Source organism: Blattabacterium cuenoti (assembly GCF_014251375.1).
Classification (GTDB): Bacteria; Bacteroidota; Bacteroidia; order Flavobacteriales; family Blattabacteriaceae; genus Blattabacterium; species Blattabacterium cuenoti_K.
The window spans coordinates 220,905-246,432 of the sequence record NZ_CP059187.1 but is presented as its reverse complement, the minus strand read 5'-3'; the positions used below and the strand labels follow the sequence as shown (position 1 = coordinate 246,432).

Here is a 25,528-nt window from a genome sequence, read left to right as displayed (position 1 = left end):
TTATGATCAGTATAATTACTTTTTACTTTTTTCAGAAAAAAATACCTTTAAAATTTGAAACAAAAAGTCTTACAATCAAATGTAAGTAAAATACTTGTATTAAAGATAAAAAAAATTTAATTTGTATTTGTGATTTGATGAGGTTTTTTTTTCAAAATTCAAAGGCCCATTCGTCTATTGGTTAGGACGTCAGGTTTTCATCCTGGAAAGAGGGGTTCGATTCCCCTATGGGCTATTTATTCAAATAAACGTAAAAAAATGGCGAATCATTTATCTTCTTTAAAAAGAATTAGACAAAATCATACTAGACGATTACGGAATAGATATTCGTATAAAAGTACAAGAACATCTATTAGAAAATTAATGAGGGAAAATAAAAAAGAACAATTGCCCAACATTTTTTCTATGATAGATAAATTAGCTAAGAAAAATATAATTCATATAAATAAAGCAGCAAGATTGAAAAATAAATTCAGTAAAAAATTTTTATCAAATAAATCTAAAGAAAAAGATAGAAATGAATCTGAAATACAGAAAAATGACATCTCCAATAGGAATATTTGATTCTGGCATTGGAGGGCTTCTTATAGCTAAAGAAATAAAAATTCACATGCCTAATGAATATATTATTTATTTTGGAGATAATGCAAATATGCCTTATGGAGAAAAATCTAAAGAATTTATTAAAAAATGTTCAATGAAAATTGCTTATTTTCTCTATAAAAAAAATTGTAAAGCTATAGTAATAGCTTGTAATACAATGGTTACAAATTCTTTAGATATAATACAAAAAGAATTTTGTAAAAAAATATTAATATTTAATGTGGTAGAACCTGTAATCAAAACATTAGTTTCTTCTAAAAAAGTCGGACTCATGGCTACCCCTGCAACTATCCGTTCAAATTTTTTTAAAAAAGAAATAGAAAAATATTTTCATCATTTAAATTTGGATCTAATCCAAATAGAGACCCCGTTATTAGCTCCTATTATAGAAAATGGATTGGATAAAAAAAAAATAAACTCAGTTATTGAATCTTATTTGAAACATCTACAATCAATAGATACGTTATTGTTAGCTTGTACCCATTATCTATTTTTTAAGCATGAAATAGATAGTTTTTATCATGGAAAAGTACGTGTAATTGATGTACAAAAAATAGTAGTTCAATACATACAAAAAAAATTACATGAAAATAATTTATTATCTATTCATTCAACTAAGAATCCAATTTTTTATACATCTAGTTCTGCATCATCATTTTTCCAAAAACAAGTCAAACTTATTTTTGGAAAAGAAGTTTTTTTCAAACAAAACACACGATTTTAGTTTTTTCTAATTTGTGCATCTATTACAGATAAAGTAGCTAAATTCACAATTTCTTCTATACTAGACTGCATTTGCATTACATGTGCAGGTTTTCGCATTCCTAACATGACGGGACCAATAGTTTGAACATTTCCTAATCCTCTAATAAACTTATAAGTTAAATTACCTGATTCTAAGTTTGGAAAAATAAAAATATTTGCTCTTTTTTTAACAAGTTTAGAAAAAGGAAATTTACTAGCTAACAAGAATTCATTTAAAGCAAAATCAGGTTGTAATTCTCCATCTACTATTAAATCTGGATATTTTTTATGCAAAAAAGCAACTGTTTGAGATACTTTATAAGAAGTTTTAGAGCCAGAAGAAAAATTTTGAAAGGACAACATAGCTATATGTGGTTCTATATTAAAAGCTTTCACAACATAAGAAGCCATTAATGCTATTCTAGCTAATTCTTCACTTGTTGGATCTGTAATAACTGCCGTATCTGCTAGAAATAGAGGCCCCCGTTTAGTTAATAAAATCATCATTCCAGCTATTTTCTGAACAGATTCTGCTCTTCCTATAACTTCTAACATGGGGCGTAAACTTAATGAAAAACTTCTAGAATACCCTGTAATAACTGCATCTGCTTCTCCTTGATCAACCATCATTGCACCAAAATGATCAGGGGTACGCATTCTGATTTTTGCATCATATAGAGTTAATCCTTTTCGATTTCTTCTTTTCCAAAGAATTTTAGCATAGTTCTCTATTTTTTTTTTATTTTTTTCTTTTTCAGGATCTATTATTTTCAATTCTACATCTAGATTGTTTTCATTTATTAGACGTTTTATTTTATGTTCATTTCCTAAAACAATAGGATGAGAAACAATTCCTTCTTCATTAAGAATTTGAACAGATTTTAGAATCTCATATTCTACTCCATTACAAAAAACAACTTTTTTAGGATTCGTACGAGCTCTATTTTGAATCATTCTTAGGATTTTACTTTCGTACCCCATTCTATCAAGTAATTTTTCTTTGTAGATTTTCCAATCTAGGATAGGATTTCTTGCAACTCCAGAATCCATAGCTGCTTTAGCAACAGCAGGAGCTACACGAGTGATTAACCGATTGTCGAAAGGTTTAGGAATAATATATTCTTTTCCAAAAAAAATATTTTTTTTATTATAAACAACATTAACTTGTTCTGGAACCGGTTCTTTTGCTAAAGAAGCGATCGCATGAATAGCAGCTAATTTCATTTCATCATTAATAATACTTGCATGAACATCTAACGCACCTCTAAAAATATAGGGAAATCCTAATACATTATTTACTTGATTAGGATAATCGCTTCTCCCAGTAGCTATAATGACGTCAGGTCGTATTTTTACGGCTAAATTGTAATCTATTTCTGGATCAGGATTTGCCATCGCAAAAACAATAGGATCTTTTGCCATACTTTTTAACATTTTTTTGGTTAAAACTCCCCCTACAGACAGTCCTATAAAAACGTCAGCATTTTGAATCGCTTGTTCTAATTTTTGAATGGAATAAGTGTTAACTGCAAATTCTTTTTTTTCTTCATTTAAATCTTTTCGTGAAGTATGCAATAATCCTTTACTATCAAACATAAGGATGTTATTTGGATTGACTCCAAGTTGTTTATAGGTTCTTGTGCAAGAAATTGCTGCCGCTCCTGCTCCATTGACTACCATTTTTATTTCATGAATGTTTTTTCCAACATAATTAATAGAATTAATTAATGCCGCTCCTGAAATGATAGCTGTTCCATGTTGATCATCATGCATTACTGGAATATTTAACTCAGATTTCAATCTTCGTTCTATTTCAAAAGCTTCTGGTGCTTTTATATCTTCTAAATTGATTCCTCCAAAAGTTGGAGATATAGCTTTTACTGCATCTATGAATTTTTCTGGATCAGATTCGTCTATTTCTATATCAAACACATCAATTCCAGAAAATATTTTAAATAAAAGTGCTTTTCCTTCCATAACCGGTTTAGATGCTAATGCTCCAATATCTCCAAGACCTAATACAGCAGTTCCATTAGTTATAACAGCGACAAGATTTCCTTTAGATGTATATTTATAGACTTCATTGGAAGAACGAGCTATTTCTTTGCAAGGTTCTGCAACTCCAGGAGAATATGCTAAAGATAAATCTCTTTGACTGCTGTATTTTTTTGTTGGAGAAATTTGTATCTTTCCAGAAGGAAATTGACTATGGTAATCTAAAGATTCTTCACGAAACCTCCTTCTATTTTTTTTTTTTCTCATTTTTCATTTTATTATTAAAAAATAAATTTTTTTCAAAAAAATATTTCTTTCCATTTGATTTCCATTGAATTATAAGTTTATAATATCCTATTTTTAGAAATTTTTTAGGGATAAACAATGTTTTCTCTGAGTCTTTTCTTATTTTAAAAGACCGAGAAACATCTAAGTCTTTAGATGAAGATCTAAATAGAGTGAAATAACCATGACCATTTTCTAAAATTTTTGGAAATACAATTTGTATTCCAGAAGATAAAATAGATATTTTAATTTTTTGAGGAAGTCTTGATGCATTTTTTTTTGCATTGATAATTTCTTGATATTTTATTTCTTCTTCATAATATTTATCTGATACAAGTTGACTTTCTACATGAGGAAAAAAAAATGCAGTGTAAATAATAAAAATTATAAAAATAAACAAAGACAATACAATTCCTGTTTCCCAAGAAAATTTTATTTTCATTATTTAATAAATAAGTTCCAATTCATTATTTTTTTTCCTTGAGGTTCTTTAGATTTCATAGGTTTTTTTAATTTAGTATTGATAAAATAGACATAACTAGAGATCTTTTGAATATCATTTCCTTTAATTTCTCCTGATTGTCCAAAAGCTCGCATAGTAGGATTATTTTTACTTCCATTCCATATTATAGAAAATATATTTTTAAATAAATCTTTTTCAACAATATTTATCCAGTAATCATCTGTTAAATTAGGGCCTATATTTCCGCTTCCATCAGATTGATGACAGGTAGAACAATTTTCTTCAAAAAGAACTTTTCCATTATCAATTAATTTTTCTTCAAAAGAAGCATTTTCTATAGTTACCTGAGGGATTTTTTTCTCATAAATTTCTATTTCTTTTAATTGTTTTTTATAAGCCATTTCGTATTCTTTATATGGATCAGAAAAATCTGTAAAAAAATAAGAAATAAAATAAATTAAGGAAAATACAATTGTTAGATAAAAAAGATGTAACCACCACATTGGCAATTTATTATCTAATTCTAAAATTCCATCAAATCCATGGTCTATTTTTTTAATCCCTCTATTGATTTTTTTAGGATCATGAAATATAAATTTATAAAACCTAAAAAAATAATTTCCTTCATTTTCTTCTAGTATTTTACGTTTTTCTTTTTCTGTTAAAAATTTTATTCTTCTACTAAATATTAAATACTCAATGGAATCTAAGATCAGTAATAAAATTGTTATAGTTATAAAAAAGGATATAGTGACTGGATGGCCTATATAATTATTATCAAAAATAACATAGTACATAAACATTATAACAGATAAAATAGAAGGAATAATAATAAAAGAAGGAATTTTTGATCTCATAAACATTCTTGTTTTTTTTTCCTTTTTTCTCCCTCTACTTCTAAAGGAAGTTCACTGATTTCTTCATAATATTTTTTAGGTCTTGAAAAAACAAAAAATAGAATGAAAAAAAAAGTCATAAAAAATAGAACTAATATAATAGATTGAAAAATTCCAATATCTTTTTCGTAAGAAAAATATTTTTTTAAAAAACTTATCATTAAGATTTAATATCTATTCCTAAACGTTGTAAATAAGAAATAAGAGCTATGACCTCTCTTTTTTCCAAAGGAATAAACTTTTCTTTTTCCTTTCTTCTTTGTAAATCCATTTCTTTTTTTATTTCTGGATATTCATTATATATATCAGATACAATTTTATTGGCTTGTGAATCCATCTCATCATTCAAATTTTTTATATATTCCAAAGTATATGGAACTCCTAATTTCATCATAGCTCTTATTTTTTTTTCAGTATTAGATCTATCTAATTTATTGTAAATTAACCAAGGATATCTTGGCATAATGGACCCTGGAGATGTAGAACGAGGATTATACATATGTTTATAATGCCAAGAATTAGGATTTTTTCCTCCTTCTCGCGCTAAATCAGGGCCTGTTCTTTTAGATCCCCAAAGAAATGGATGATCATATACAAATTCTCCGGCTTTAGAATATTCACCATAACGAACGACTTCATCTCTAAATGGACGAACTTGTGCACTGTGACAAGCATTACATCCTTCTCTCACAAAAATATCTCTTCCTTCCAATTCAAGAGCTTTATAAGGTTTTACGTTATTTATAGTAGGAACATTAGACTTTATTACTAAAGTAGGAATAATTTCTATAAATCCTCCAATAGCAACAGCTATAAAAGAAAGGATAGTAAACTGTATAGGTTTTTGTTCTAGCCAACTGTGAAATTTTTCATTTTTATTTTTTCCATTTTCAGTAAATGGAATTACTTGAAATGACTCCTTATCAAGGAAAGTCCCTTTTCTTATAGTTCTAAATAAGTTGTAAATCATCAAGATAAATCCAAAAAAATAAAGTGCCCCACCTACAAATCTGAGTTTATAAAAAGGAATAATAGATAAAACCGTATCCAAAAAATTTTTGTATGTTAGAGTTCCATCAGGATTAAATTGTTTCCACATTTCAGATTGCAATATAGATCCAAAATACATAGGGAATATATACAATGTAATCCCCAATATTCCTAAAAAAAAATGAATATTTGCTAATGAAATAGAATATAATTTAGTATTCCATAATTTTTGTGTTAACCAATAGATGATTCCAAAAGCCATAAATCCATTCCAACCTAAAGTTCCTAGATGAACATGAGCAATCACCCAATCTGTAAAATGACCAATCGAATTAAGTGTTTTAGTAGCAAGCATAGGTCCTTCAAAAGTTGCCATCCCATAACAAGTAATTCCTACTGTAAAAAATTTTAAAATGGGGTCTTTTCTTACTTTATTCCAAGCTCCTCTTAAAGTTAACAATCCATTTAACATCCCCCCCCAAGAAGGGGCAATTAACATAATTGAAAAAATAGTTCCCAACATTTGAGCCCAATTAGGAAGAGAAGTATACATTAAATGATGGGGTCCGGCCCATATATATATAAAAATTAAGGACCAAAAATGAATAATAGAAAGTTTGTAGGAAAATATAGGTTGATTGGATGCTTTTGGAACAAAATAATACATTAATCCAAGTATGGGAGTTGTTAAAATAAATGCGACTGCATTATGTCCATACCACCATTGCATTAAAGCATCTTGTACTCCAGCATATATAGAATAACTTTTAAAAGAGAAAATAGAAATAGGTAATTCAAGATTATTAAATATGTGTAACATGGCTACTGCTACCCATGTTCCTAAAAAAAACCAAATACTGACATATAAATGCTGAATTCTCCTTTTTAAAATACTTCCTATCATATTTATTCCATAAACAATCCAAATAAATAAAATCCATATATCTATAGGCCATTCATGTTCAGCGTATTCTTTACTAGTATTTATTCCTAATAAAAAAGTAATCCAAGTAGAAAGAATAAATATTTGCCATCCCCAAAAATGAATCCAGCTAAGAATATCACTAAAAATTCTTGTTTTCAGAAGACGTTGTAAGGAATAATAAGAACCTGTAAAAATTACGTTTCCAACAAAAGCAAAAACAGTAGTGCTTGTATGTAACATTCTCCAACGTCCAAATCCCATTATTCCTTGAGAATCTTTTAATTTATTCCTTAATAAAAATTCTGGAAGTTCTGGATAAAATAACATAAAAGCAATAACTAATCCAGCAAAAAATCCAACAATAGCCCAAAAGAGTGTTGCATATAGAAAAGCTTTAACAATACGATTATTATAATAGCATGTTTCTAATTCTATTTTCATCATAAAAAATTATTAATTTTTTTTTCCACTGCAAGTGTAGGAATCATCATCAATTAAAATTCTAACTCTAGGAGTTTCATAATCATCAAATTGACCAGAATAAAGACTAATTAAAAAAAGAATCAGAAAAATTCCCCCTAGAAAAATACTAGATAATATCATAAGAATTAATATATCCATAAATCTAAAAATTTTCTTTGTATCTAAGATAGAAATCTCCGTGAAACCATCCAAGTAGATAACATAGAAAATGTAATAACGGAGAAAGAACTTAAAGGCATTAAAATAGCAGCTATAAGTGGCTTTAAATGCCCAGTTATAGCAAATACGATTCCTATTCCATTGTAAAATAAACTGATCGCAAAATTAATTATTACCAAGATTATAGAAATCCTGGATACTTTTAGAAATAAAAAAATTTTTTCCAAATGATTCGATTGAATAAAAGCATCACAACTTGGAAAAAAACTAGTCGGGTTTTCTGAAACTGCAATCCCTACTTCACTTTGATTTAACGCAGAAAAATCATTAATTCCATCACCAAACATCATCACTTTTTCTCCTTTTTTTTGCAATTTTTTCACATAATTCAGTTTTTCTTCTGGGCTTTGATTAAAAAAAATTTTACTTGATTGAGGTAAAATGGATTTTAAATATTTTTTCTCTAATTCATTATTATCTCCAGATAGAATAATAATTTTATATTTTTTTAAATTTTGAAATATTTTTTCTATTCCATTACGATAATAATTTCTAAATAAAAAAGAACCTATCAATTCATTATTGATAGAAATAGAAACACTTGTTGTTCTTTTATAAAAATTATTTTTTTTAATTCCTAAATATTCTTGAGATCCAATTTTAACTAAAACATCATTTATTATTCCTTCCAATCCTTTTCCAATTATTTCTTGAAAATTCTTTACAGGATAATATTCTTTCAGATTTACAGATAATTCTGTTAATATTCTTTGACTCAAAGGATGGGAAGAATTTCTTAACAAAGAAGAAATCATTTTTTTATCTTCATCTTTCAAAATGTTTCCTACAAAAAAAATTCTCTCTTTATTTGGATCTGTAATAGTTCCTGTTTTATCAAAAATTAAAGTTTTTATAGTGGAAATTCGTTCCATTGTAAAAATATCTTTTACGTAAAATCCTTTTTTAGAAAAAAAACGTATGATATTTCCAAGTATAAATGGGGTTGAAAGTGCTAATGCACAAGGACAAGTAATGATTAAAACTGAAAAAGTTGTTTGAAATACTTTTGTAACATTAATAAAAGACCAATATATTCCTGTTATTACAGAAATCATTAAAACAATAGGAGTAAAATATTTACTAAATTTATTGGTAATTGAATTCAAATGAAACAATTTTTTTTTACGAAAATTTTTTTTCCATAATAAAGTTAAATAACTTTGATCTACATTTTTAATTACTTTTAAAAAAATGGCTTCTCCTTTTTGTTTTGATCCCGAATAAATACGATCTCCTACTTTTTTAGGAACCAAATGAGATTCTCCTGTAATAAAACTATTATCTAATACCCCGCTTCCTTTCATTAAAATAGAATCTACAGGAATAATTTCTTCATTCTTTATAAGAATCACGTCACCTATTTTCAAAGAGGAAATCAAAATTTTTTCTTCTTTATAATACTCATTGTGAATTTTTGTCACAGAAATAGGATAAAAAGATTTATAATTCTTTTCAAAAGAAAGTATTTTATTATGAGTATGTATCTGAAGGAGTCTACTAATGAGTAAAAAAAAAGAAAAGCTAGAAAGACTATCAAAATATCCAGATCCTAAATCAAAAGAAACTTCATAAAGACTCCATGAAAAAATAACCAATATTCCTATAGAAATCGGAATATCTATATTAGAAATATGTTTTTTAAAGCTAAAAAAAGCGTTTTTTACGTAATCTGTGAAAGAAAAGTAAACAATTGGTAAAGAAAGAACCGCCATTAAAAACCTGAAAAAATGACGATGTTCTAAGAACCATAAATCTTCTTCATAAGCACCTACGTATTCTGGAATAGCTAAAAGCATAATATTTCCAAAGCAAAAAAAAGAAATTGCTAATTTTCCTATTAATTTTCTATCAAATATTTTTTTCTCTTCTCTCATTCCAATCTTTTCTTCTATAGATTCAAAATTAATAGACGGTTTATAACCAATGGTTTCAAGATATCTTGCTAAATCACTAAGTTTTAATTCCGCATTGTTGAATGTTATCCCAACTTCCTTATTTGTAAAATCAACTGTAGATTCATAAATGTTTTTATTAAAATTTGGCAATTTTTCTAAATTGAAAACGCAAGAACTACAATGAATTGAAGGAATTAAAAAACGAACAAAAGTAATATTCTTATGTTTGAAATTAATTATTTTATCAGCAATTTTTTCGTCATCAAGAAAATCAAAATTTTCAGATTTTTTCATGGAAAAAATTCTTTCTAGTTAGTATATTTTTCGTATTCTTCAAAAGACATTAACAAATCATATTCTTGTTTATCCAAAATTTTAATTCTAAGAATCCATCCTTTGTCATAAGAATTCTGATTTATGAATTCTGGATTTGATAATAATTTTTTATTAATTTCAAGTATTTTACCTGAAACTGGCATAAATAGATCTGAAACAGTTTTAACAGCTTCTATTGTACCAAACACATTTCCTTCTTCGATTTCTGTTCCCACAATATTCTCATTGATATCTAAATAAATAATATCTCCTAATTCATTTTGAGCAAAATGAGTAATTCCAACCACATAATTTTTATCCCACAATCCAATCCATTCGTGATTCTTACTATATTTAAAATTTTTAGGGTCCATAAAATAATTTTTTACGTAACAGTAGAATTATTTTTTAAGTTTGAAAAAAAGATAAATTTTTTCAAAAAAAGATTCAAAAATAGTTTTTTTTATTTTTCCCATTTCTATTTTTGTTAAATATTTACCTATTCTTTTTTCTATTCCTTGAGAATTTTCTTTATCAAAAATCCACAAAGAATATTTTTCTATTTGAAAAATTAATTGATCTGAATACTTTAGAGAAGTAGCATAACCTGCATTTTTTAATTCAATTGCCCAAGATTGATAATCTTTTTTTTTCAAAAAAAATAATTTGGAATAACGAGGTTTTTTTAAAAATTTAGAATGATCACTAAAAGATTCTCGAACTGATTTGTATTTTCTAAAACATTCTTTTGGAAGATCATCATCATGATAATAAATTTCACCATCCCAATTTTTCCCACATTTTATTCCGAAATGATTGTTTGTAGATTTTGCTAATGTACTTTGACCGCAAGAAGATTCCAAAATCCCCTGTCCTAATTTAATACTAGCCGGGATTCCAAAATGTTCCATTTCTTCAATAGCGAATGGGGCATATTCTTTAATATACTTAATGGCATCTTTTTTTTTCTTTTTTTCTTCTTCTTCTTTTTCTTTTGAAAATAAAAACAAAAAAGTCATAAAAAAAGAAAAAACAAAACAAATAAATTCTTTTTCTTTCACTGATTCATGTTGATTTTCATGATAAAATTACATTTTTTTTCACATCAAGTAAAAAGATTCCATAATAGACCTATTTTAATAGATAAATTTTCTTTTTCTTCTTTTTTACTTTGATGAAATATAATATTTTGAATATTTTGTATTCTTGTATAAATCTGAATTCTAAACACTTTGAAATTGAAAAAATAATCTATAAAAGGAAATCTTTTAATTCCTTTTTTTGATGAATAATAAGGAGAACATTCATTCTCTGACTCTGAAAAAAAATCAGAAGGATAAGAAAAATATTTGTAATCAAATTTACTAAAATAATGAATGGATAAACCAGTTTGTATAAACAAAGATTGATTAAAATAATGATCTTTATAAGAGATAGTATTTCTAAACAAAAAGTTTGGAATAGAAAAAATGAATTGATCTGAATTATACTTTTGATATAAAAATACATTATTGAATTGAAATTTCCATATATCATGGATTGTCCTGATTTTCAATTCACATGAATTGATATATTTCCAATCCAATAAATTGGGGATTTTTTCCTTACTATCAAAATTTATTTTAGACACTTTAAAAAAAATATCTAAATTTTCTTTCTCTTTTGGAAAGAAAAAAAAACCAATAGACTTGGTATAAAATTCATTCTTTGTATTGTTGTGGTAATTGTTATTACACCCCCCATTTTTTTGAATGAGAGAAAAATTAAAAAAATCAGAAAAAATATTATTTTTTTTTGTGAACTTTAAAAAAGTTAAAAAATTGAATTTTGAAAATAACAATGTATTTAATTGAACGTTTGTTTGTAAAAAATTCTGATTATGATCTTCTATCATCCATTTTCCATTTGAATAAAATTCAAAAACTTTATTTATAAAATAATTAACTTTTGTGTTAATAGAAATTTTATTTACACTTGTATCTTTTTTTTTAGCAATTCCATTGTAATTGTTGTTGTATAAATCTTTTGAAAAAATTTGATCACGAATTTTATCATAGATGAATCCTATTTCTACATTTGATTTTTCTTCTTTTTTTAAAATTAAAGAACATTCATTCTTAAAATGAGAATGATGAGTTATATTATTTTTAAATACTTCTTTAAAAAAAAGATGATCTTTAACATATTGTGTGTATTCTATATTGTTTTTAAAAAAAAGAGATTGATTTTTATTTTTTTCTATCCATGACAAAAAAGGAAAAATTTTTTGAGATCCACTTATGTAAATCCTTTTATGAAAAAAATTTTTCTTCTCAAAATCAAAATTTTTATTATCCGTCGTAGTATTCCAAAAGGGAATAAAACTTTTTTTTTCATCATCAAAATCTTGATATAAATAATGCCCCCATAATTTTTTTTTCAATTCCTTGTTTTGATAAATAAATGTTGTTAACAATAACTTTTTTTCAGAAAAATTAGGAGGTTCCCCAAAATGAAAATTTCTATATTCTACAGAATAATTAGTTGTTTCATTAGGACTTTGAGTAAAAAGAACTCCAACGCCTCTTTCTTGAAAAGAATTTTTTACATAGAGAATTTCTGTAGTAGGTGTTTTTACATCAAAATATCTAATCTCTTCAGGAGAAAAAAAAACATTATTAAAAAAATGTATTTGTTGATTGCAAAATAATTCATCATTATTCAATGATTTAGAAGGAGTAAATTGCATTAATTTTACATTATGTGGAATAAATAAATTATTTCTCCTATTCGAAAAAAAAAAACCAAAATTATCTTTTCTAAAAAAATTATGAGAATAATATTTTTCTATAGAAAGAGATGAGTTATCTAAAATTTTTTTTTGCTTACTCTTTTCTGTCCAAAATTGATAATCTTGAAAAGTAGGATTATAATAAAGTTCTGTTACTTCTTTTTTTGAATCATCCACTGTTATGGGGATGGGGGGGATTCCTTTACTTATCCCTACAATAAAAAAAAACAGAAAGAATAAAAAAGGAAATATGACTATTTTCATAGTAATTTGAATCATACTATATTACATAAAAATAAAATAAATATGAAAAATTTATTTATATTTGTATTTGATATCATTTCTTCTTCTACTAATTTTTGTTTAGTACTATACCTAATACCTAGTTAGTACACTAGATCATAAAGTAAGATAAACAACTATAACTAAACTAATAAATATAAAAAACTAACTTTTAATTTTATTTTATGCGTCGTACGTACGTAATCGTCGTACATGGAGTGTGGTGTTGTTTGTATGAGTAGTTCCGTTCCTATCCTATAGAGGCAGGCTAGAGGAGTGAGTAGGTAGAGAGAGAGGGGATCGGGTCTATCTTCTTATTTATTAGTTAGTTCTGGTAGATAGATAGAAAGTAAGACTAACTAAAGAGTAAAAGAGTAGTAGTATAACAATTAATAAGTAGTAGTGCTGCTAACTCTAGCTACTAGTTTTCTAGGGCTAGTGAGTGATGAGTGAAAATTAAGATAAGTATAAGTAAGTGTAAGAAAGAAATAAGAAAGAACCAATGTTGTATGGTTGCTTTGTATTGGTCGTTAAAACAATAAAAAAAACTTACTTCATCACGTTTTACTGAGAACTTTTTCATCATGTAAAAAACACCATACATAAATTAAATCATGAATCATGTTTGAATTTAATTTTAGAACTATTCAGAAAAAACTTTTAGCTGATAGTACTACACCTATAGAATTGTATTTAAAATTAAGAGATCGTTTTCCAAACACATTATTATTAGAATCTTCTAATAAGAAAAATAACTCTTCTATTCTTTGCATAAATCCAGTATCAGAACTTATTTTAGATAAAAATGTAGTCAGAATATCTTATCCAAATTGTGTTCACAAACATATTTTTATAAATGATAGATTCGATATTCAAGTTTTAATTGATGACTTTTTCAAAAAATTCAAAAGTGAAAATTCAGAAAAATTTTATTCCGGGTTATATGGGTATATATCTTACGATAGTATTCAGTATTTTGAAAATATTCAATTTCTTTCTCCTGTTAAAGAATCATATAAGTTACCACAAATACGATTTGGATTTTATGGTAACTTAATCATATTTCATCATTTTTATAATAAAATGTATGTCATTGAACATAATTTTTCTAACATAAAAAAAAAGAATCTATCTGTAGATCAATTGATAAAATTAGTTAAAAGAAAAAAATTTTCATCTTTTCCTTTTAAATCTGTGGGGAGTCGTTCTTCAAATATAACTGATAAAGAATACCAAAAAATGGTTTCCAAGGGAATAAAATCCTGTTTGCGAGGAGATGTTTTTCAAATAGTATTATCTCGTCAATTTCAACAAAAATTTAAGGGAGATGAATTTAATGTCTATCGAGCTTTACGATTTATTAATCCTTCCCCATATTTATTTTATTTTGATTATGGAAGTTACAAATTATTTGGAGCATCTCCAGAATCACAGTTAATTGTGAATAATAAAATCGCTTATATAAAACCAATAGCAGGAACTGTACGGAGATCAGGAGATGAAAAAAAAGATAAAAAATTATCTGAATTTCTTATAAAAAATTCAAAAGAAAACGCAGAACATGTTATGTTGGTAGATTTGGCAAGAAATGATTTAAGTAAAAATTCATCAGATGTAAAAATAGAGTATTTCAAAGAAATACAAAGTTTTTCTCATGTGTACCACATGGTTTCTAAAGTATCCGGAAAATTAGAAGAGAATATCTCTATTCTAAAAGTATTTGGAGATACATTTCCTGCAGGAACTCTTTCTGGAGCTCCAAAGTATAAAGCTATGGAATTAATAGATAAGATAGAGAATCAACATAGAGGAGTATATGGAGGTGCTATTGGATTTTTTGGATTAAATAATTGTTACATCAATACAGCTATTGTTATTCGTTCTTTTATCAGTAAAAATAATACTCTTTTTTTTCAAGCTGGAGCTGGAATAGTTTCTGATTCTAAAGAAGAAAAAGAATTAGAAGAAGTAAATAATAAACTTATGGCTTTATTTAAAGCTATAGAACTAGCTAAAACTATTGAGTGAATGAATATGAATAAAATATTGATAGTGGATAACTATGATTCTTTTACATATAATCTTGTTCATCTTGTCAAACAACTAACAAAAAATCCTGTACAAGTGTTTAGAAATAACGAAATTAAACTTTCCGATGTGGAAAAATACAAAAAAATTATTTTGTCTCCAGGTCCAGGAATTCCTGATGAATCTCATATTTTAAAACCGTTAATCAAAAGGTTTTCTTCCACTAAAAGTATTTTAGGCGTTTGTTTAGGACAACAAGCTATAGGAGAAGTGTTTGGAGCTACTCTTCTTAATACAAAGAAAGTTTATCATGGAATTACCAGTTCAATAAATATTGTAGATCCTTTAGAGATTCTTTTTCAAAAACTTCCTAGAAAAATAAAAGTTGGACGTTATCATTCTTGGATTATTTCTTCACACAATTTTCCTGATGATATTCTTAAAATCACTGCTACTGGAAATCAAGGAGAAATAATGGCTTTACGTCATAAATTTTATGATGTCCGGGGTGTTCAATTTCATCCAGAATCTATTTTAACTCCATACGGAGAAAAAATTATAGAAAATTGGTTGAATATAAAATAATTGTGATGGAAAATATATTAAATCATCTATTTTTAGAAAATACTTTAACAAAAAAAGAAGCTGAAAATCTTTTTCTAAACTTATCAAAAGGAAAAATAAATAAAAACCAAGCAGCAGCTCTAACAATTGTATACAATATGAGAAATCCTACTTTAGAAGAAATAATCGGATTTCGTAAAGCTTTAATGAAATCATGTATACAGATAAATTTAACAGAATTCAATGCTATTGATATTGTGGGAACAGGTGGAGATGGAAAAAATACTTTCAATATTTCAACTATAGCATGTTTTATAGTTGCGGGGGCAGGTGAAAAAGTTATTAAGCATGGAAGTTTTGGATCTTCTTCTATTACTGGATCTTCAAATGTTTTAAAAAAATTGGGATATCATTTTACCAATAAAGAAGATTCTTTAAAAAATCAACTAGAAAAAGTTGGAATTTGTTATTTACATGCTCCTATATTTCATCCTATATTCAATCTGATTTATCCGATTAGAAAAGAATTAGGAATTAGAACTCTTTTTAATACGTTGGGGCCATTGCTAAATCCGGGAACTCCTAAAAATCAATTATTAGGAGTTAATAATTTGGAATTAGCAAGAATATATTATTATATGTATCAAAATACAAAAAATAATTACGCTATCATTCACAGTTTAGATGGATATGATGAAATCTCTTTAACTAGTGACATAAAGTGTTATACTCCAAATGGAGAACGATTTTATTCTATAGAAGAATTAGGAAAAAGTAAATTAAATCCTGATGAATTAAAAGGAGGAAAAAATACAGAAGAAAATACTCGTATATTTATTAGTATTTTATCTGGAAACGGAACATTCGCTCAAAATGAAGTTGTTTTAATTAATGCAACATTCGCATTAAGTTTACTTAATCAAGAAAGCTTTGAAAGTAATTATGAAAAAGCTAAAAATTCTTTAAAAAGTGGAAAGGCAAAGAGTATTCTTAAAAAATTATTAAACTTATGAATCTTCTTGATCAAATTATATCTTTTAAACGAAAAGAAGTTACCAGAAAAAAAGAGTTTTTTTCCCGGAAAAAATTAGAAAATAATTTTCTTTTTGAAAGAAAATGTATTTCTCTATCTAACAAACTCAAAGAAAGTAATACAGGAATTATTGCAGAATTTAAGCGTAAATCTCCTTCCAAAGGAGTCATCAACACGACCGTCTCAGTGGAAAAAGTAGTGAAAGATTATGAAAATGCTGGTGCAAGTGGAATTTCCATTCTTACTGAATGGAATTTTTTTTCTGGAAAAAACGAAGATTTGAAAAAGGCACGAGAGATTGTATCTCTTCCATTGCTTAGAAAAGATTTTATTATTGATGAATATCAAATCATAGAATCTAAATCTATAGGATCTGATGTCATTTTGTTAATATCTGAAATTCTTTCTAAAAAAGAAATAAAAAATCATGTTTATATCGCTAAAAGTATTGGGTTAGAAGTAGTTATAGAAATTCATAAAGAAAATGAAATTGATAAAATAACAGATCATACAGATGTTATAGTAGGAATTAATAACCGTAATTTAAAAACTTTTATTGTAGACCCTGAACATTGTTTAAAATTATCTTCAAAAATTCCTAATTTAAAAATCGCCGAAAGTGGGTTTTCTAAGAATCCTAAAAATATTTTATTGTTACGAAAAAAAGGATTTAAAGGATTTTTAATTGGAGAACATTTTATGAAAACAAATGATCCAGGAATAAGTTGCAAAAATATGATAAAATCATTGGAAGTTAAAATATGATGAAATTAAAAATAAAAATATGTGGTGTCAAATCAGAATTTGAACAAATTTCTAGTTTATTTCCTGATTTCATAGGTTTTATATTTTATCCTCATTCTCCTAGATTTGTAGGTCGTAATTTCATTTTTCCAAGATTAAAAAAAGAAATATTGAAAACAGGTGTGTTTGTAAACGAATCACAAAAAAATATTTTAGAAAAAAGTAAAGAACTAGATTTTGTTCAATTACATGGATCAGAAAGTCCTTCATATTGTGAAGGTCTTTTAAAAAAAGGATTGAAATTAATAAAATCTTTTAATATTGATAATCTTTTTTCTTTTAAAAAGATTAGAGATTACATTGGGTTATGTTCTTATTTTTTATTTGATAGCAAAACTACACTTTATGGAGGAAGTGGAAAAAAATTTACTTGGAATAAATTATATGAATATCAACTAGATACTCTATTTTTTTTAAGTGGAGGAATTGAAATGAAAGATGTAGATAGAATTAAAAATTTTTCACATCCTAAAATGTTTGGTCTTGATATAAATAGTAAATTTGAAATTTATCCAGGAAAAAAAAACAGATCTGCAATAAATGATTTTATAAAAAAAATAAGAGAATTATGAAATATTTAGTTAATGAAAATGGGTATTATGATGAATTTGGAGGATCTTTTATTCCTGAAATGTTATATAATAATATAGAAGAGTTGCAGTGCAAATATAAAGAGATTACTACAAATCATGAATTTAAAAAATCATATAAATATATCTTACATAATTATGTCGGGAGACCGAGTCCTTTATTTTTTTGTGAAAAATATTCCAATAAATATGGAGCAAAAGTTTATTTAAAAAGAGAAGATCTAAATCATACCGGATCGCATAAAATCAATAATACCATTGGTCAAACACTATTAGCCAAAAAATTAGGTAAAAAAAAAATTATTGCTGAAACAGGAGCTGGACAACATGGAGTAGCTACTGCTACTACTTGTGCCTTAATGAATTTAGAATGTGTTATTTTTATGGGAAAAATTGATATGGCCCGTCAATTGTCTAATGTTCTTAGAATGAGGTCACTTGGAGCAAAAATTTTTCCAGTATCTAGTGGGGAAAAAACACTTAAAGATGCAGTAAACGAAGCGATTCGTTATTGGATTAATAATCCAGAAAGTTATTATTTGATAGGATCTACTGTAGGCCCCCATCCATATCCTCAAATGGTTGCGGATTTTCAATCCATTATCAGTGAAGAAATAAAAATACAATTAAAAGAAAAAGAAGGTTGTTCTTTTCCCAATTATGTAATTGCCTGTATAGGAGGTGGAAGTAATTCTGCGGGAGCTTTTTATCATTTTTTAGATCACAAATCTGTGAATTTGATAGCAGTTGAAGCTGCAGGATTGGGGATAAATACAAAAAAAACAGCTGCGTCAATAGCTTGTGGGACTAAAGGAATATTGCATGGAAGTATGACCATTGTTTTACAAGATAAAGACGGACAAGTTCTTCCTGCACATTCTATATCTGCTGGATTAGATTACCCAGGAATAGGCCCTATGCATGCTAATCTTTTTGTAAAAAAACGTGTGAATTTTTTACATTCTACTGATGAAGAAGCTTTACAATCAGGATATGAACTAATTCAACTAGAAGGAATTATACCGGCTTTAGAAAGTGCTCATGCTCTATCTGCATTAAAAAAAATTCCATTTAAAAAAAATGATATTGTAGTTATCAATTTATCTGGAAGAGGTGATAAAGATATTAACATTTACGATAATTTTTTTTCCAAATCTAAGAAAAATGAACAATAGAATACATGAGTTATTTAGAACAAAAAAGAAAAATGTATTGTGTATCTATTTTACTGCTGGATATCCAGATTTAAATAGTACGGAAGTACTAATAAAAACTTTGCAAAATCTACCTGTAGATTTAATTGAAATAGGAATTCCTTATTCTGATCCTTTAGCGGATGGAATGGTAATACAAAATAGTAATCAAATTTCATTAAAAAATGGAATGAATATTTCTTTCTTATTTTCACAAATAAAAAAAATTAGATACAAAATGAAAATAAAAACTCCCATTATTCTTATGGGATATTATAATCAATTTTATAAATTTGGGGCGGAAAATTTTTTGAAAAAATGCATTGATTCAGGAATATCAGGATTAATTTTACCTGATTTACCAGTTGATCTTTTTTTGAAAAAATATCAAAAATTATTTAGAAGATATTTTTTATCTATAATATTTTTAGTTACACCAAAAACAACTACACAGAGAATTTCTTTGTTAAGCACTCTTACAGATGGTTTTTTATATTTAGTTTCTTCTAATTCTACTACAGGAGAATATCTGTTATTTGGAAAAGAACAGATATCTTTTTTTGAAAGAGTTCACAAATTATCTCAAAGAATTCCTAAATTAATTGGGTTTGGAATTCGAGATAAAAAATCGTTTGATTTATCATGTCAATATGCAAATGGAGGAATTATTGGAAGTTCTTTTATTGAATCATTAAATAAAAATAAATTAGAAGATAGTATTAATAAATACATAAAATCTATTAGATAAAATTTTCTTTTTTATCTCGAATTCCAAAAAGAAATGTTCCTAAACGAATAAGATTACTACCATGTTCTATAGCAATTAGATAATCTTTACTCATCCCCATAGATAGAATTTTAAAATCTTTATATTGATTTTTTAAACTTTTGTATAGTTCATTTAAGTAATGAAATTCATGACGTATTTTTTGAATGGATTTTTGGAAAGATGCTATCCCCATAAAACCAATAATTTTTACGTTTTTCATATTTTTATATTCTTCAGATTCCAATATATTACTAGCTTTCTTATCCGTTATACCGGATTTATTTTTTTCTTCACAAATTTTTATTTGTAATAAGCAATTGACAACTCGATTGTATTTTGATGCTTCTTTATTTATGATTTGAAGGTGTTCAATTTTTTGAATACTATGAATTAAATAAATAAAATGGGTAATGTATTTTAATTTGTTTTTTTGAATTCTTCCAATCATATGCCAACGAATATCTTTTGGCAATTTTTGATATTTTTTTATCATTTCTTGAACATAATTTTCTCCAAAATCTCTATGTCCTATTTTATATAATTCTTCTATGTAAGAAATATCTTTATTTTTTGATACTGCTAAAATTTTTATATTTTTTGGAATGGATTTTTTTATGAAAAAAAAACGATTCTGAATAGGATTCATAATAATAATATATTTATGATTATGAGAATTTTTTTTCAAATTCTTTCATGATATGTATTAAAAAACGAACACTCTCTAATGAAAGAGCATTATAGATACTAGCGCGATATCCTCCTAAGGTTCTATGACCATTTAATCCTACAATTTTTTCTTTTTCCCACATTTTATTGAATTCTTTTTCTAGATTTTTTTTCTTTAAAAAAAAAGTTACGTTCATATTCGAACGATCTTTTTTATGAATTTTATTTTCAAATAGATTATTTTTATCGATTTCATCATATAACAATTGAGCCTTATATTCATTTTCTTTTTCCAAAATAGAAAGCCCTCCTTTTTTTTCTATCCATTCTAATGTCAACATAGATGTATAAATAGAAAACACATTTGGAGTATTTAAAATACGATCATTTTTGATATGAATCATATAATCTAAGTAAGAAGGAATATTTCTTTTAACTTTTCCTAAAATTTCTTTTTTCACTATGACGATAGTCATTCCTGCAGAACTTATATTTTTTTGTGCAGAAGCATAAATCAAACTAAATTGTCCAAAATTTAATTTTCTACTAAATATATCTGAAGACATATCGCAAACTATTGGAATAGAAGTTTTAGGAAATTTTTTCATTTGTGTTCCGACTATTGTATTATTAGAAGTACAATGAAAATAATCTACTTCATTTGGAATTTTATAATTTTCAGATATATATGTATAGTCATTTTTTTTTCCAGAAAAAAGAATATTTACTTCCCCAAATTTTTTAGCCTCTTTGAGAGCATTATTTGCCCATATCCCTGTATCTAAATAAGCTGATTTTTGATTCATTAAATTATACGGAACCATTGTAAATTGCAAGGTTGCTCCTCCTTGAAGGAACAAAATAGAATAGTCATCGTTTAAATTCATAATTCTTTTGACTAATTCTGTTGTTTGTTCCATTATTTCCGTAAAATACTTACTTCTATGAGAAATTTCAAGTACTGATAATCCACTTTTATTAAAAGAAATTACAGATTGAGCGGATCTTTCAATTACTTGTTTAGGTAAAATAGAAGGGCCTGCATTAAAATTATGTATTTTCATAATAAAAATAGATAGTAGAGAGAACAACTGATTTTTCTCAAAATTAAAAAAAGTATTAATTTAAATTCTATTCTTCTAATAATTAGAAAGGGAATCAATATATTATTTTTATTCCTAATATTTTATTTGTTTTTTTTGTAACTTTAAATCTATCATCTAAACGATTTCCTATAACTAAAATAATATCTTCATTTCCATTGACTAATAACCATATTTGTTCTTTTTCCAAAAGAGAAAATTTTTTTTCTTTATAATATTTGCTTAATTTTTTTTTTCCTTTCATATTTATAGGATAAAAATAATCTCCATTTCTCCAGGTTCTTAATTTTAATGGAAATTGAATTTTATAAAAATCTATCAATGATAATGATGAGATTGTAGGATTAAATTTTTCTATTTCTGTTTCTGTAATAAAAAAAAATTCTACATTTATAGGAAATGATATTTTTTTATTTATATTTTGAATTGAAAAAACTTTTTTTTTATTTTTAAATAAAAAAGATTTGGAAATTAAAATCCAATTATTTTCGTTCTTAATAATACGATATTTTTTAGATATCAATTGTTTTCCTGATTGTGCGTAAAGAAGATTTTCTAAGTTTTTCATATTAGAAAATCCATAAGGAAAAAATAATTTAAATAAATAACAAGATAAAGGTTGTAATTCTAAGATTTTACTACACGATAGTTTCCAGTAAAAAAATGGATTATATTTTTTTTCTATTGTTATTTTTTGATTTATTTCTTTAATTTTATTTTCTATTAACAAATTTTCTTGATAAAGAAGATTGATACTTTTTTTTACTCCTTTGTAAAAAGGATCTGAAAAAATAGATATCACTGAACGGATTTTATTTCTTAAATACTTATTATTATCAAAATTACTTTTATCTAATCTCCAGTTTATGTTTTCTATTTTAGCATAATGTAAAATTTCTTCTTTTGTAAAGTTAGAGAGAGGACGAATAAATTTTTCTCTTTTTACAGGAATTCCTAATAATCCTTTAATTCCTGTTCCTCTTATTAGATTTAAAAAAAAAGTTTCTATAGAATCATTTAAATGATGTCCTAATGCTATTAACTCATATAAATTGAATAACTCATTAAACCAATCGTATCTAAGTTTCCTAGCTGCCATTTGTATAGATAACTTATGTTTTTTAGAAAAATCAAGAGTATTAAATCGTTTTATATGACACATTATATGTTTTTTTAAACAAAAATTTCTTACGAAATCTTCATCTTTATTAGATTCTTTATCTCTTAGTGTAAAATTACAATGCGCAACACCTAATGTTAGATTAGGAATATGAAGTAATAAATTTAAAAGTACCATACTATCTAATCCGCCGCTTACAGCAACACAGACTTTTTTTTTTCCTGAAAAATATTTCATAATTTTTTTTAAAAAAAAATGATCATATTTTTCGTATGAAAATTTATTCATAATTAATTATTGATTGAGAGATTGTGTTATCTCTTCAACTATATCTTTTTTGGGTTTTCCAGTAATATCTATTTTTCGATAAGATTTCTCGTAGAATAAAATTCTTTTTGAAAAATGTTTAAGAATAAATTGAAATAATTCATTTTTAGATAAATGCGCGATTAATGGTCTTGTTTCTTTTTCAAAATACAATCTTTTGAACAATGTGTAACTATTAGTTTTTAAATAGAAAGTTTTTGAAAATTTATTTAATAAGTAAATGTTATTATAATAACAAGGAGTTCCACCTCCAACAGATAAAATATATCTTTTTTTTTTTTTAAAAAAATTTTTAAGTATCAAATGCTCTATCTTTCTAAAAGAATTTTCTCCTATCTTTTTGAAAAGATTATAAATTGAATCATGTTGATTTTTTACAAGAAGATCATCTAGATCATAGAAATCAAATTTTAATTTTTTAGATAAAATTTTTCCTATAGAAGTTTTTCCACACCCCATATATCCTATTAAGGTTATTTTCATAAAATAAAAAAAATTAGTAGTATATTTGTTTATCAAGCAAATAGTGTTCTCTTTTAAGGAAAGACCTGGTAGCTCAGCTGGTAGAGCATTACACTTTTAATGTAAGGGTCCTGGGTTCGAATCCCAGTCAGGTCATTCAATGAGAATTAAATTTCTAATTCTAATCCAGCGGGACAATGATCTGAGTATTGAATTTCAGGAAGGAGATAAGCTTTTTTCATCTTTTTTATTAAAGATGTACTAACCATGGCGTAATCAATTCTCCAACCTTTATTATTTTTTCTAGCATTATGAGTATAACTCCACCAACTATAATGATTGCTTTCTTGAACATAGTTTCTAAAACTATCTATAAATCCTAAATTTAAAAAATGCGTCATCCATTTTCTTTCTTCTGGTAAGAATCCAGAAACTTCTCTATTTTTTATAGGATCGTGGATATCTTTATCCTTATGACAAATATTATAATCTCCACAAATAATGAGATTTTTAAACTCTTTTTTAATTTTTTTCACATGATGAAAAAATTGATACATAAAATGAAATTTAAAACTTAATCTATTTTTTATATTTTTTCCAGAAGGAAGATAAAGGCTTATGACAGATATTTTTTTTAAGTCAATACGTAAAACTCTTCCTTCTTGATCAATAGAATCAAATCCTATTCCATATTCTACATGAATTGGTTTTTCTTTACATAAAATTCCTACTCCGCTGTATCCTTTTTTTTTTGAAGAAGGATACCAATAATGGTAATACCCAAAATTATCAAGAATATTTGTGTTTATTTGTTCTGGAAAAGCTTTAATTTCTTGAAAACACAAAATATCTGGTTGAATGTCTTCAACCCAATGGAATAATCCTTTATTTATTCCGGATCTAATCCCATTTATATTATAACTAATGATTTTCATAAAAAAAGTTTTTTTGTTAAAAGTAATCATCTTTTTTCTTTGAAAGAATTGAATTTGGATAACAAAAATAGAGTTTCAAAAAGTTTAATAATATTCAAAATTTTTTATATTTGCTGTAATGCAGCATGATTAAAAATCTAGATGTTAATAAAAAGCTTACAAGACAAGAAAGTAAGCTTTTGTTATTTTTTTTCCTATATCTGTCATGGAGAAACTTAAAATAGCTATTCAAAAATCAGGGCGTCTTTATGAAGACTCTATAAAGTTGCTTAAAGATTGCAGCATTGAGGTAAATATTGGGATAGATAAATTGAAAACAACAGCTCTTAATTTCCCACTGGAAATTCTTTTTTTAAGAGACGATGATATTCCTCAATATTTAGAAGATGGAGTAGCTGACATAGGAATAGTAGGAAAAAATGTTCTTCTAGAGAAAAGAAAAAAGATACAAATTAAAGAAACTTTAGGATTTGGAAAATGTCGACTTTCTATAGCTGTTCCGAAATCTATTATGTACAATGATCTTAGTGATTTAGATGGAAAGAGAATTGCGACAAGTTATCCTTTTTTAGTAAAGGAATTTTTTGAAAAAAGATACATTCAATCAGAAATTCATGAAATATCTGGAGCTGTAGAAATTGCCCCCGGAATAGGTTTAGCTGATTGCATTTGCGATTTAGTAAGCAGTGGTTCTACATTGTTTATGAATGGATTGAAAGAAGTAGAAACAATTCTTCAATCAGAAGCTGTTTTAGCATCTCATCTTCATTTAGGTAATCCACAAAGTATTATAATGGACAAATTATTATTTAGAATACGAGCCGTTAAAAAAGCAAAAAATAACAAGTATATTCTTTTAAACGTTCCTAATGAAAGACTAGAAAAAATAATCTCTTATCTTCCCGGAATTAAAAGTCCCGTGATCCTTCCTTTAGCAAATTCAAAATGTAGTTCTGTACATTCTGTGGTAAATGAAAATGATTTTTGGGGAATAATAGAAAATTTAAAAGCACTTGGAGCTCAAGATATATTAGTGCTCCCGATAGAAAAAATAATACTTTAAATATTA

24 protein-coding genes, 2 tRNA genes and 1 pseudogene are annotated in these 25,528 nt (G+C 26.0%); 12 read left to right on the top strand and 15 right to left on the bottom strand.

The window, feature by feature from the left end; translation table 11 throughout:
* Nucleotides 1-163: 163 nt before the first annotated feature.
* The 3 genes and pseudogenes from H0H71_RS01150 to murI all read left to right on the top strand — a co-directional run bounded on the left by H0H71_RS01150 (nt 164) and on the right by murI (nt 1,327).
* Nucleotides 164-235, top strand: a tRNA-Glu gene (locus H0H71_RS01150).
* Nucleotides 236-258: 23 nt separating this feature from the next.
* A pseudogene (rpsT, locus tag H0H71_RS01145) lies at nt 259-480 on the top strand (30S ribosomal protein S20); the annotation flags it as partial.
* 37 nt (nt 481-517) lie between these two features.
* Nucleotides 518-1,327: a glutamate racemase gene (gene murI, locus H0H71_RS01140; protein ID WP_185856378.1), complete on the top strand. Its 810-nt coding sequence runs from the start codon at nt 518-520 to the stop codon at nt 1,325-1,327.
* Here murI and H0H71_RS01135 read toward each other — a convergent pair.
* The 10 genes from H0H71_RS01135 to H0H71_RS01090 are packed head-to-tail and all read right to left on the bottom strand — an operon-like array spanning nt 1,324 to nt 12,847.
* Nucleotides 1,324-3,609, bottom strand: coding sequence for an NADP-dependent malic enzyme (locus tag H0H71_RS01135; RefSeq protein ID WP_185856377.1), 2,286 nt, complete (start codon nt 3,607-3,609; stop codon nt 1,324-1,326). The two genes, murI and H0H71_RS01135, sit on opposite strands and share 4 nt — an antisense overlap.
* Complete coding sequence (locus H0H71_RS01130; RefSeq protein WP_185856376.1) at nt 3,590-4,069, bottom strand: FixH family protein; 480 nt, start codon at nt 4,067-4,069, stop codon at nt 3,590-3,592. The genes H0H71_RS01135 and H0H71_RS01130 overlap by 20 nt, the downstream gene beginning before the upstream one ends.
* Nucleotides 4,069-4,947 carry a cbb3-type cytochrome c oxidase N-terminal domain-containing protein gene (locus tag H0H71_RS01125; RefSeq protein WP_185856375.1) on the bottom strand — a complete coding sequence of 293 codons (879 nt, stop codon included), beginning with the start codon at nt 4,945-4,947 and terminating at the stop codon, nt 4,069-4,071. The genes H0H71_RS01130 and H0H71_RS01125 overlap by 1 nt, the downstream gene beginning before the upstream one ends.
* The gene (locus H0H71_RS01120) at nt 4,944-5,147 is read right to left on the bottom strand and encodes a cytochrome oxidase (RefSeq protein WP_185856374.1); all 204 of its coding nucleotides are present in this window, start codon (nt 5,145-5,147) and stop codon (nt 4,944-4,946) included. The genes H0H71_RS01125 and H0H71_RS01120 overlap by 4 nt, the downstream gene beginning before the upstream one ends.
* Complete coding sequence (gene ccoN, locus H0H71_RS01115) at nt 5,147-7,345, bottom strand: cytochrome-c oxidase, cbb3-type subunit I (RefSeq protein ID WP_394798414.1); 2,199 nt, start codon at nt 7,343-7,345, stop codon at nt 5,147-5,149. The genes H0H71_RS01120 and ccoN overlap by 1 nt, the downstream gene beginning before the upstream one ends.
* 9 nt (nt 7,346-7,354) lie before the next feature.
* On the bottom strand, nt 7,355-7,522 hold the full coding sequence (gene ccoS / locus H0H71_RS01110; RefSeq protein WP_185856373.1) for a cbb3-type cytochrome oxidase assembly protein CcoS: 168 nt from the start codon (nt 7,520-7,522) through the stop codon (nt 7,355-7,357).
* Nucleotides 7,523-7,545: 23 nt separating this feature from the next.
* On the bottom strand, nt 7,546-9,792 hold the full coding sequence (locus H0H71_RS01105; RefSeq protein ID WP_185856372.1) for a heavy metal translocating P-type ATPase: 2,247 nt from the start codon (nt 9,790-9,792) through the stop codon (nt 7,546-7,548).
* A gap of 14 nt (nt 9,793-9,806) precedes the next feature.
* On the bottom strand, nt 9,807-10,187 hold the full coding sequence (gene gcvH / locus H0H71_RS01100; RefSeq protein WP_185856371.1) for a glycine cleavage system protein GcvH: 381 nt from the start codon (nt 10,185-10,187) through the stop codon (nt 9,807-9,809).
* 27 nt (nt 10,188-10,214) lie between these two features.
* Entirely contained in the window at nt 10,215-10,874 is a 660-nt protein-coding gene (locus H0H71_RS01095; RefSeq protein ID WP_238784466.1) for a glycoside hydrolase family 73 protein, read from the bottom strand.
* Between the two features lie 44 nt (nt 10,875-10,918).
* Nucleotides 10,919-12,847 (bottom strand): putative porin, encoded by a 1,929-nt coding sequence (locus tag H0H71_RS01090; protein ID WP_185856370.1) that lies wholly within the window; start codon nt 12,845-12,847, stop codon nt 10,919-10,921.
* 639 nt (nt 12,848-13,486) lie between these two features.
* On the opposite strand from H0H71_RS01090, the gene H0H71_RS01085 reads away from it, so the two are divergent.
* Genes H0H71_RS01085 through trpA form a run of 7 tightly spaced genes read left to right on the top strand, consistent with a single transcriptional unit; the run spans nt 13,487 to nt 19,825 of the window.
* Nucleotides 13,487-14,893 (top strand): anthranilate synthase component I family protein, encoded by a 1,407-nt coding sequence (locus tag H0H71_RS01085; protein ID WP_185856369.1) that lies wholly within the window; start codon nt 13,487-13,489, stop codon nt 14,891-14,893.
* A gap of 6 nt (nt 14,894-14,899) precedes the next feature.
* Complete coding sequence (locus H0H71_RS01080) at nt 14,900-15,478, top strand: anthranilate synthase component II (protein WP_185856471.1); 579 nt, start codon at nt 14,900-14,902, stop codon at nt 15,476-15,478.
* Nucleotides 15,479-15,483: 5 nt separating this feature from the next.
* A complete protein-coding gene (gene trpD, locus H0H71_RS01075; protein WP_185856368.1) occupies nt 15,484-16,470 on the top strand; it encodes an anthranilate phosphoribosyltransferase in 987 nt (328 codons plus the stop codon).
* Nucleotides 16,467-17,255, top strand: a complete 789-nt coding sequence (gene trpC, locus H0H71_RS01070; RefSeq protein WP_185856367.1) for an indole-3-glycerol phosphate synthase TrpC — start codon at nt 16,467-16,469, stop codon at nt 17,253-17,255. The genes trpD and trpC overlap by 4 nt, the downstream gene beginning before the upstream one ends.
* Nucleotides 17,252-17,866 carry a phosphoribosylanthranilate isomerase gene (trpF, locus tag H0H71_RS01065; RefSeq protein ID WP_238784465.1) on the top strand — a complete coding sequence of 205 codons (615 nt, stop codon included), beginning with the start codon at nt 17,252-17,254 and terminating at the stop codon, nt 17,864-17,866. Before trpC ends, trpF begins: the two co-directional genes overlap by 4 nt.
* Nucleotides 17,863-19,059, top strand: a complete 1,197-nt coding sequence (gene trpB, locus H0H71_RS01060) for a tryptophan synthase subunit beta (protein ID WP_185856366.1) — start codon at nt 17,863-17,865, stop codon at nt 19,057-19,059. Before trpF ends, trpB begins: the two co-directional genes overlap by 4 nt.
* Entirely contained in the window at nt 19,049-19,825 is a 777-nt protein-coding gene (gene trpA / locus H0H71_RS01055) for a tryptophan synthase subunit alpha (protein ID WP_185856365.1), read from the top strand. Before trpB ends, trpA begins: the two co-directional genes overlap by 11 nt.
* Here trpA and H0H71_RS01050 read toward each other — a convergent pair.
* From H0H71_RS01050 to H0H71_RS01035, 4 genes are all read right to left on the bottom strand, one after another.
* Nucleotides 19,818-20,492, bottom strand: coding sequence for a YggS family pyridoxal phosphate-dependent enzyme (locus H0H71_RS01050; RefSeq protein ID WP_185856364.1), 675 nt, complete (start codon nt 20,490-20,492; stop codon nt 19,818-19,820). The genes trpA and H0H71_RS01050 overlap by 8 nt on opposite strands.
* 19 nt (nt 20,493-20,511) lie before the next feature.
* Nucleotides 20,512-21,576, bottom strand: coding sequence for a 3-phosphoserine/phosphohydroxythreonine transaminase (gene serC, locus H0H71_RS01045; RefSeq protein WP_185856363.1), 1,065 nt, complete (start codon nt 21,574-21,576; stop codon nt 20,512-20,514).
* A 94-nt stretch (nt 21,577-21,670) separates the two neighbouring features.
* Nucleotides 21,671-23,023 carry a tRNA lysidine(34) synthetase TilS gene (gene tilS / locus H0H71_RS01040; protein WP_185856362.1) on the bottom strand — a complete coding sequence of 451 codons (1,353 nt, stop codon included), beginning with the start codon at nt 23,021-23,023 and terminating at the stop codon, nt 21,671-21,673.
* A 6-nt stretch (nt 23,024-23,029) separates the two neighbouring features.
* Entirely contained in the window at nt 23,030-23,545 is a 516-nt protein-coding gene (locus tag H0H71_RS01035; RefSeq protein WP_185856361.1) for a shikimate kinase, read from the bottom strand.
* A gap of 62 nt (nt 23,546-23,607) precedes the next feature.
* On the opposite strand from H0H71_RS01035, the gene H0H71_RS01030 reads away from it, so the two are divergent.
* Nucleotides 23,608-23,680, top strand: a tRNA-Lys gene (locus H0H71_RS01030).
* Nucleotides 23,681-23,691: 11 nt separating this feature from the next.
* Here the strand turns inward: H0H71_RS01030 and H0H71_RS01025 are convergent.
* On the bottom strand, nt 23,692-24,459 hold the full coding sequence (locus tag H0H71_RS01025) for an exodeoxyribonuclease III (RefSeq protein WP_185856360.1): 768 nt from the start codon (nt 24,457-24,459) through the stop codon (nt 23,692-23,694).
* A 205-nt stretch (nt 24,460-24,664) separates the two neighbouring features.
* Between H0H71_RS01025 and hisG the strand changes: the two genes are divergently transcribed.
* Complete coding sequence (hisG, locus tag H0H71_RS01020) at nt 24,665-25,522, top strand: ATP phosphoribosyltransferase (protein WP_185856357.1); 858 nt, start codon at nt 24,665-24,667, stop codon at nt 25,520-25,522.
* Nucleotides 25,523-25,528 lie beyond the last annotated feature (6 nt).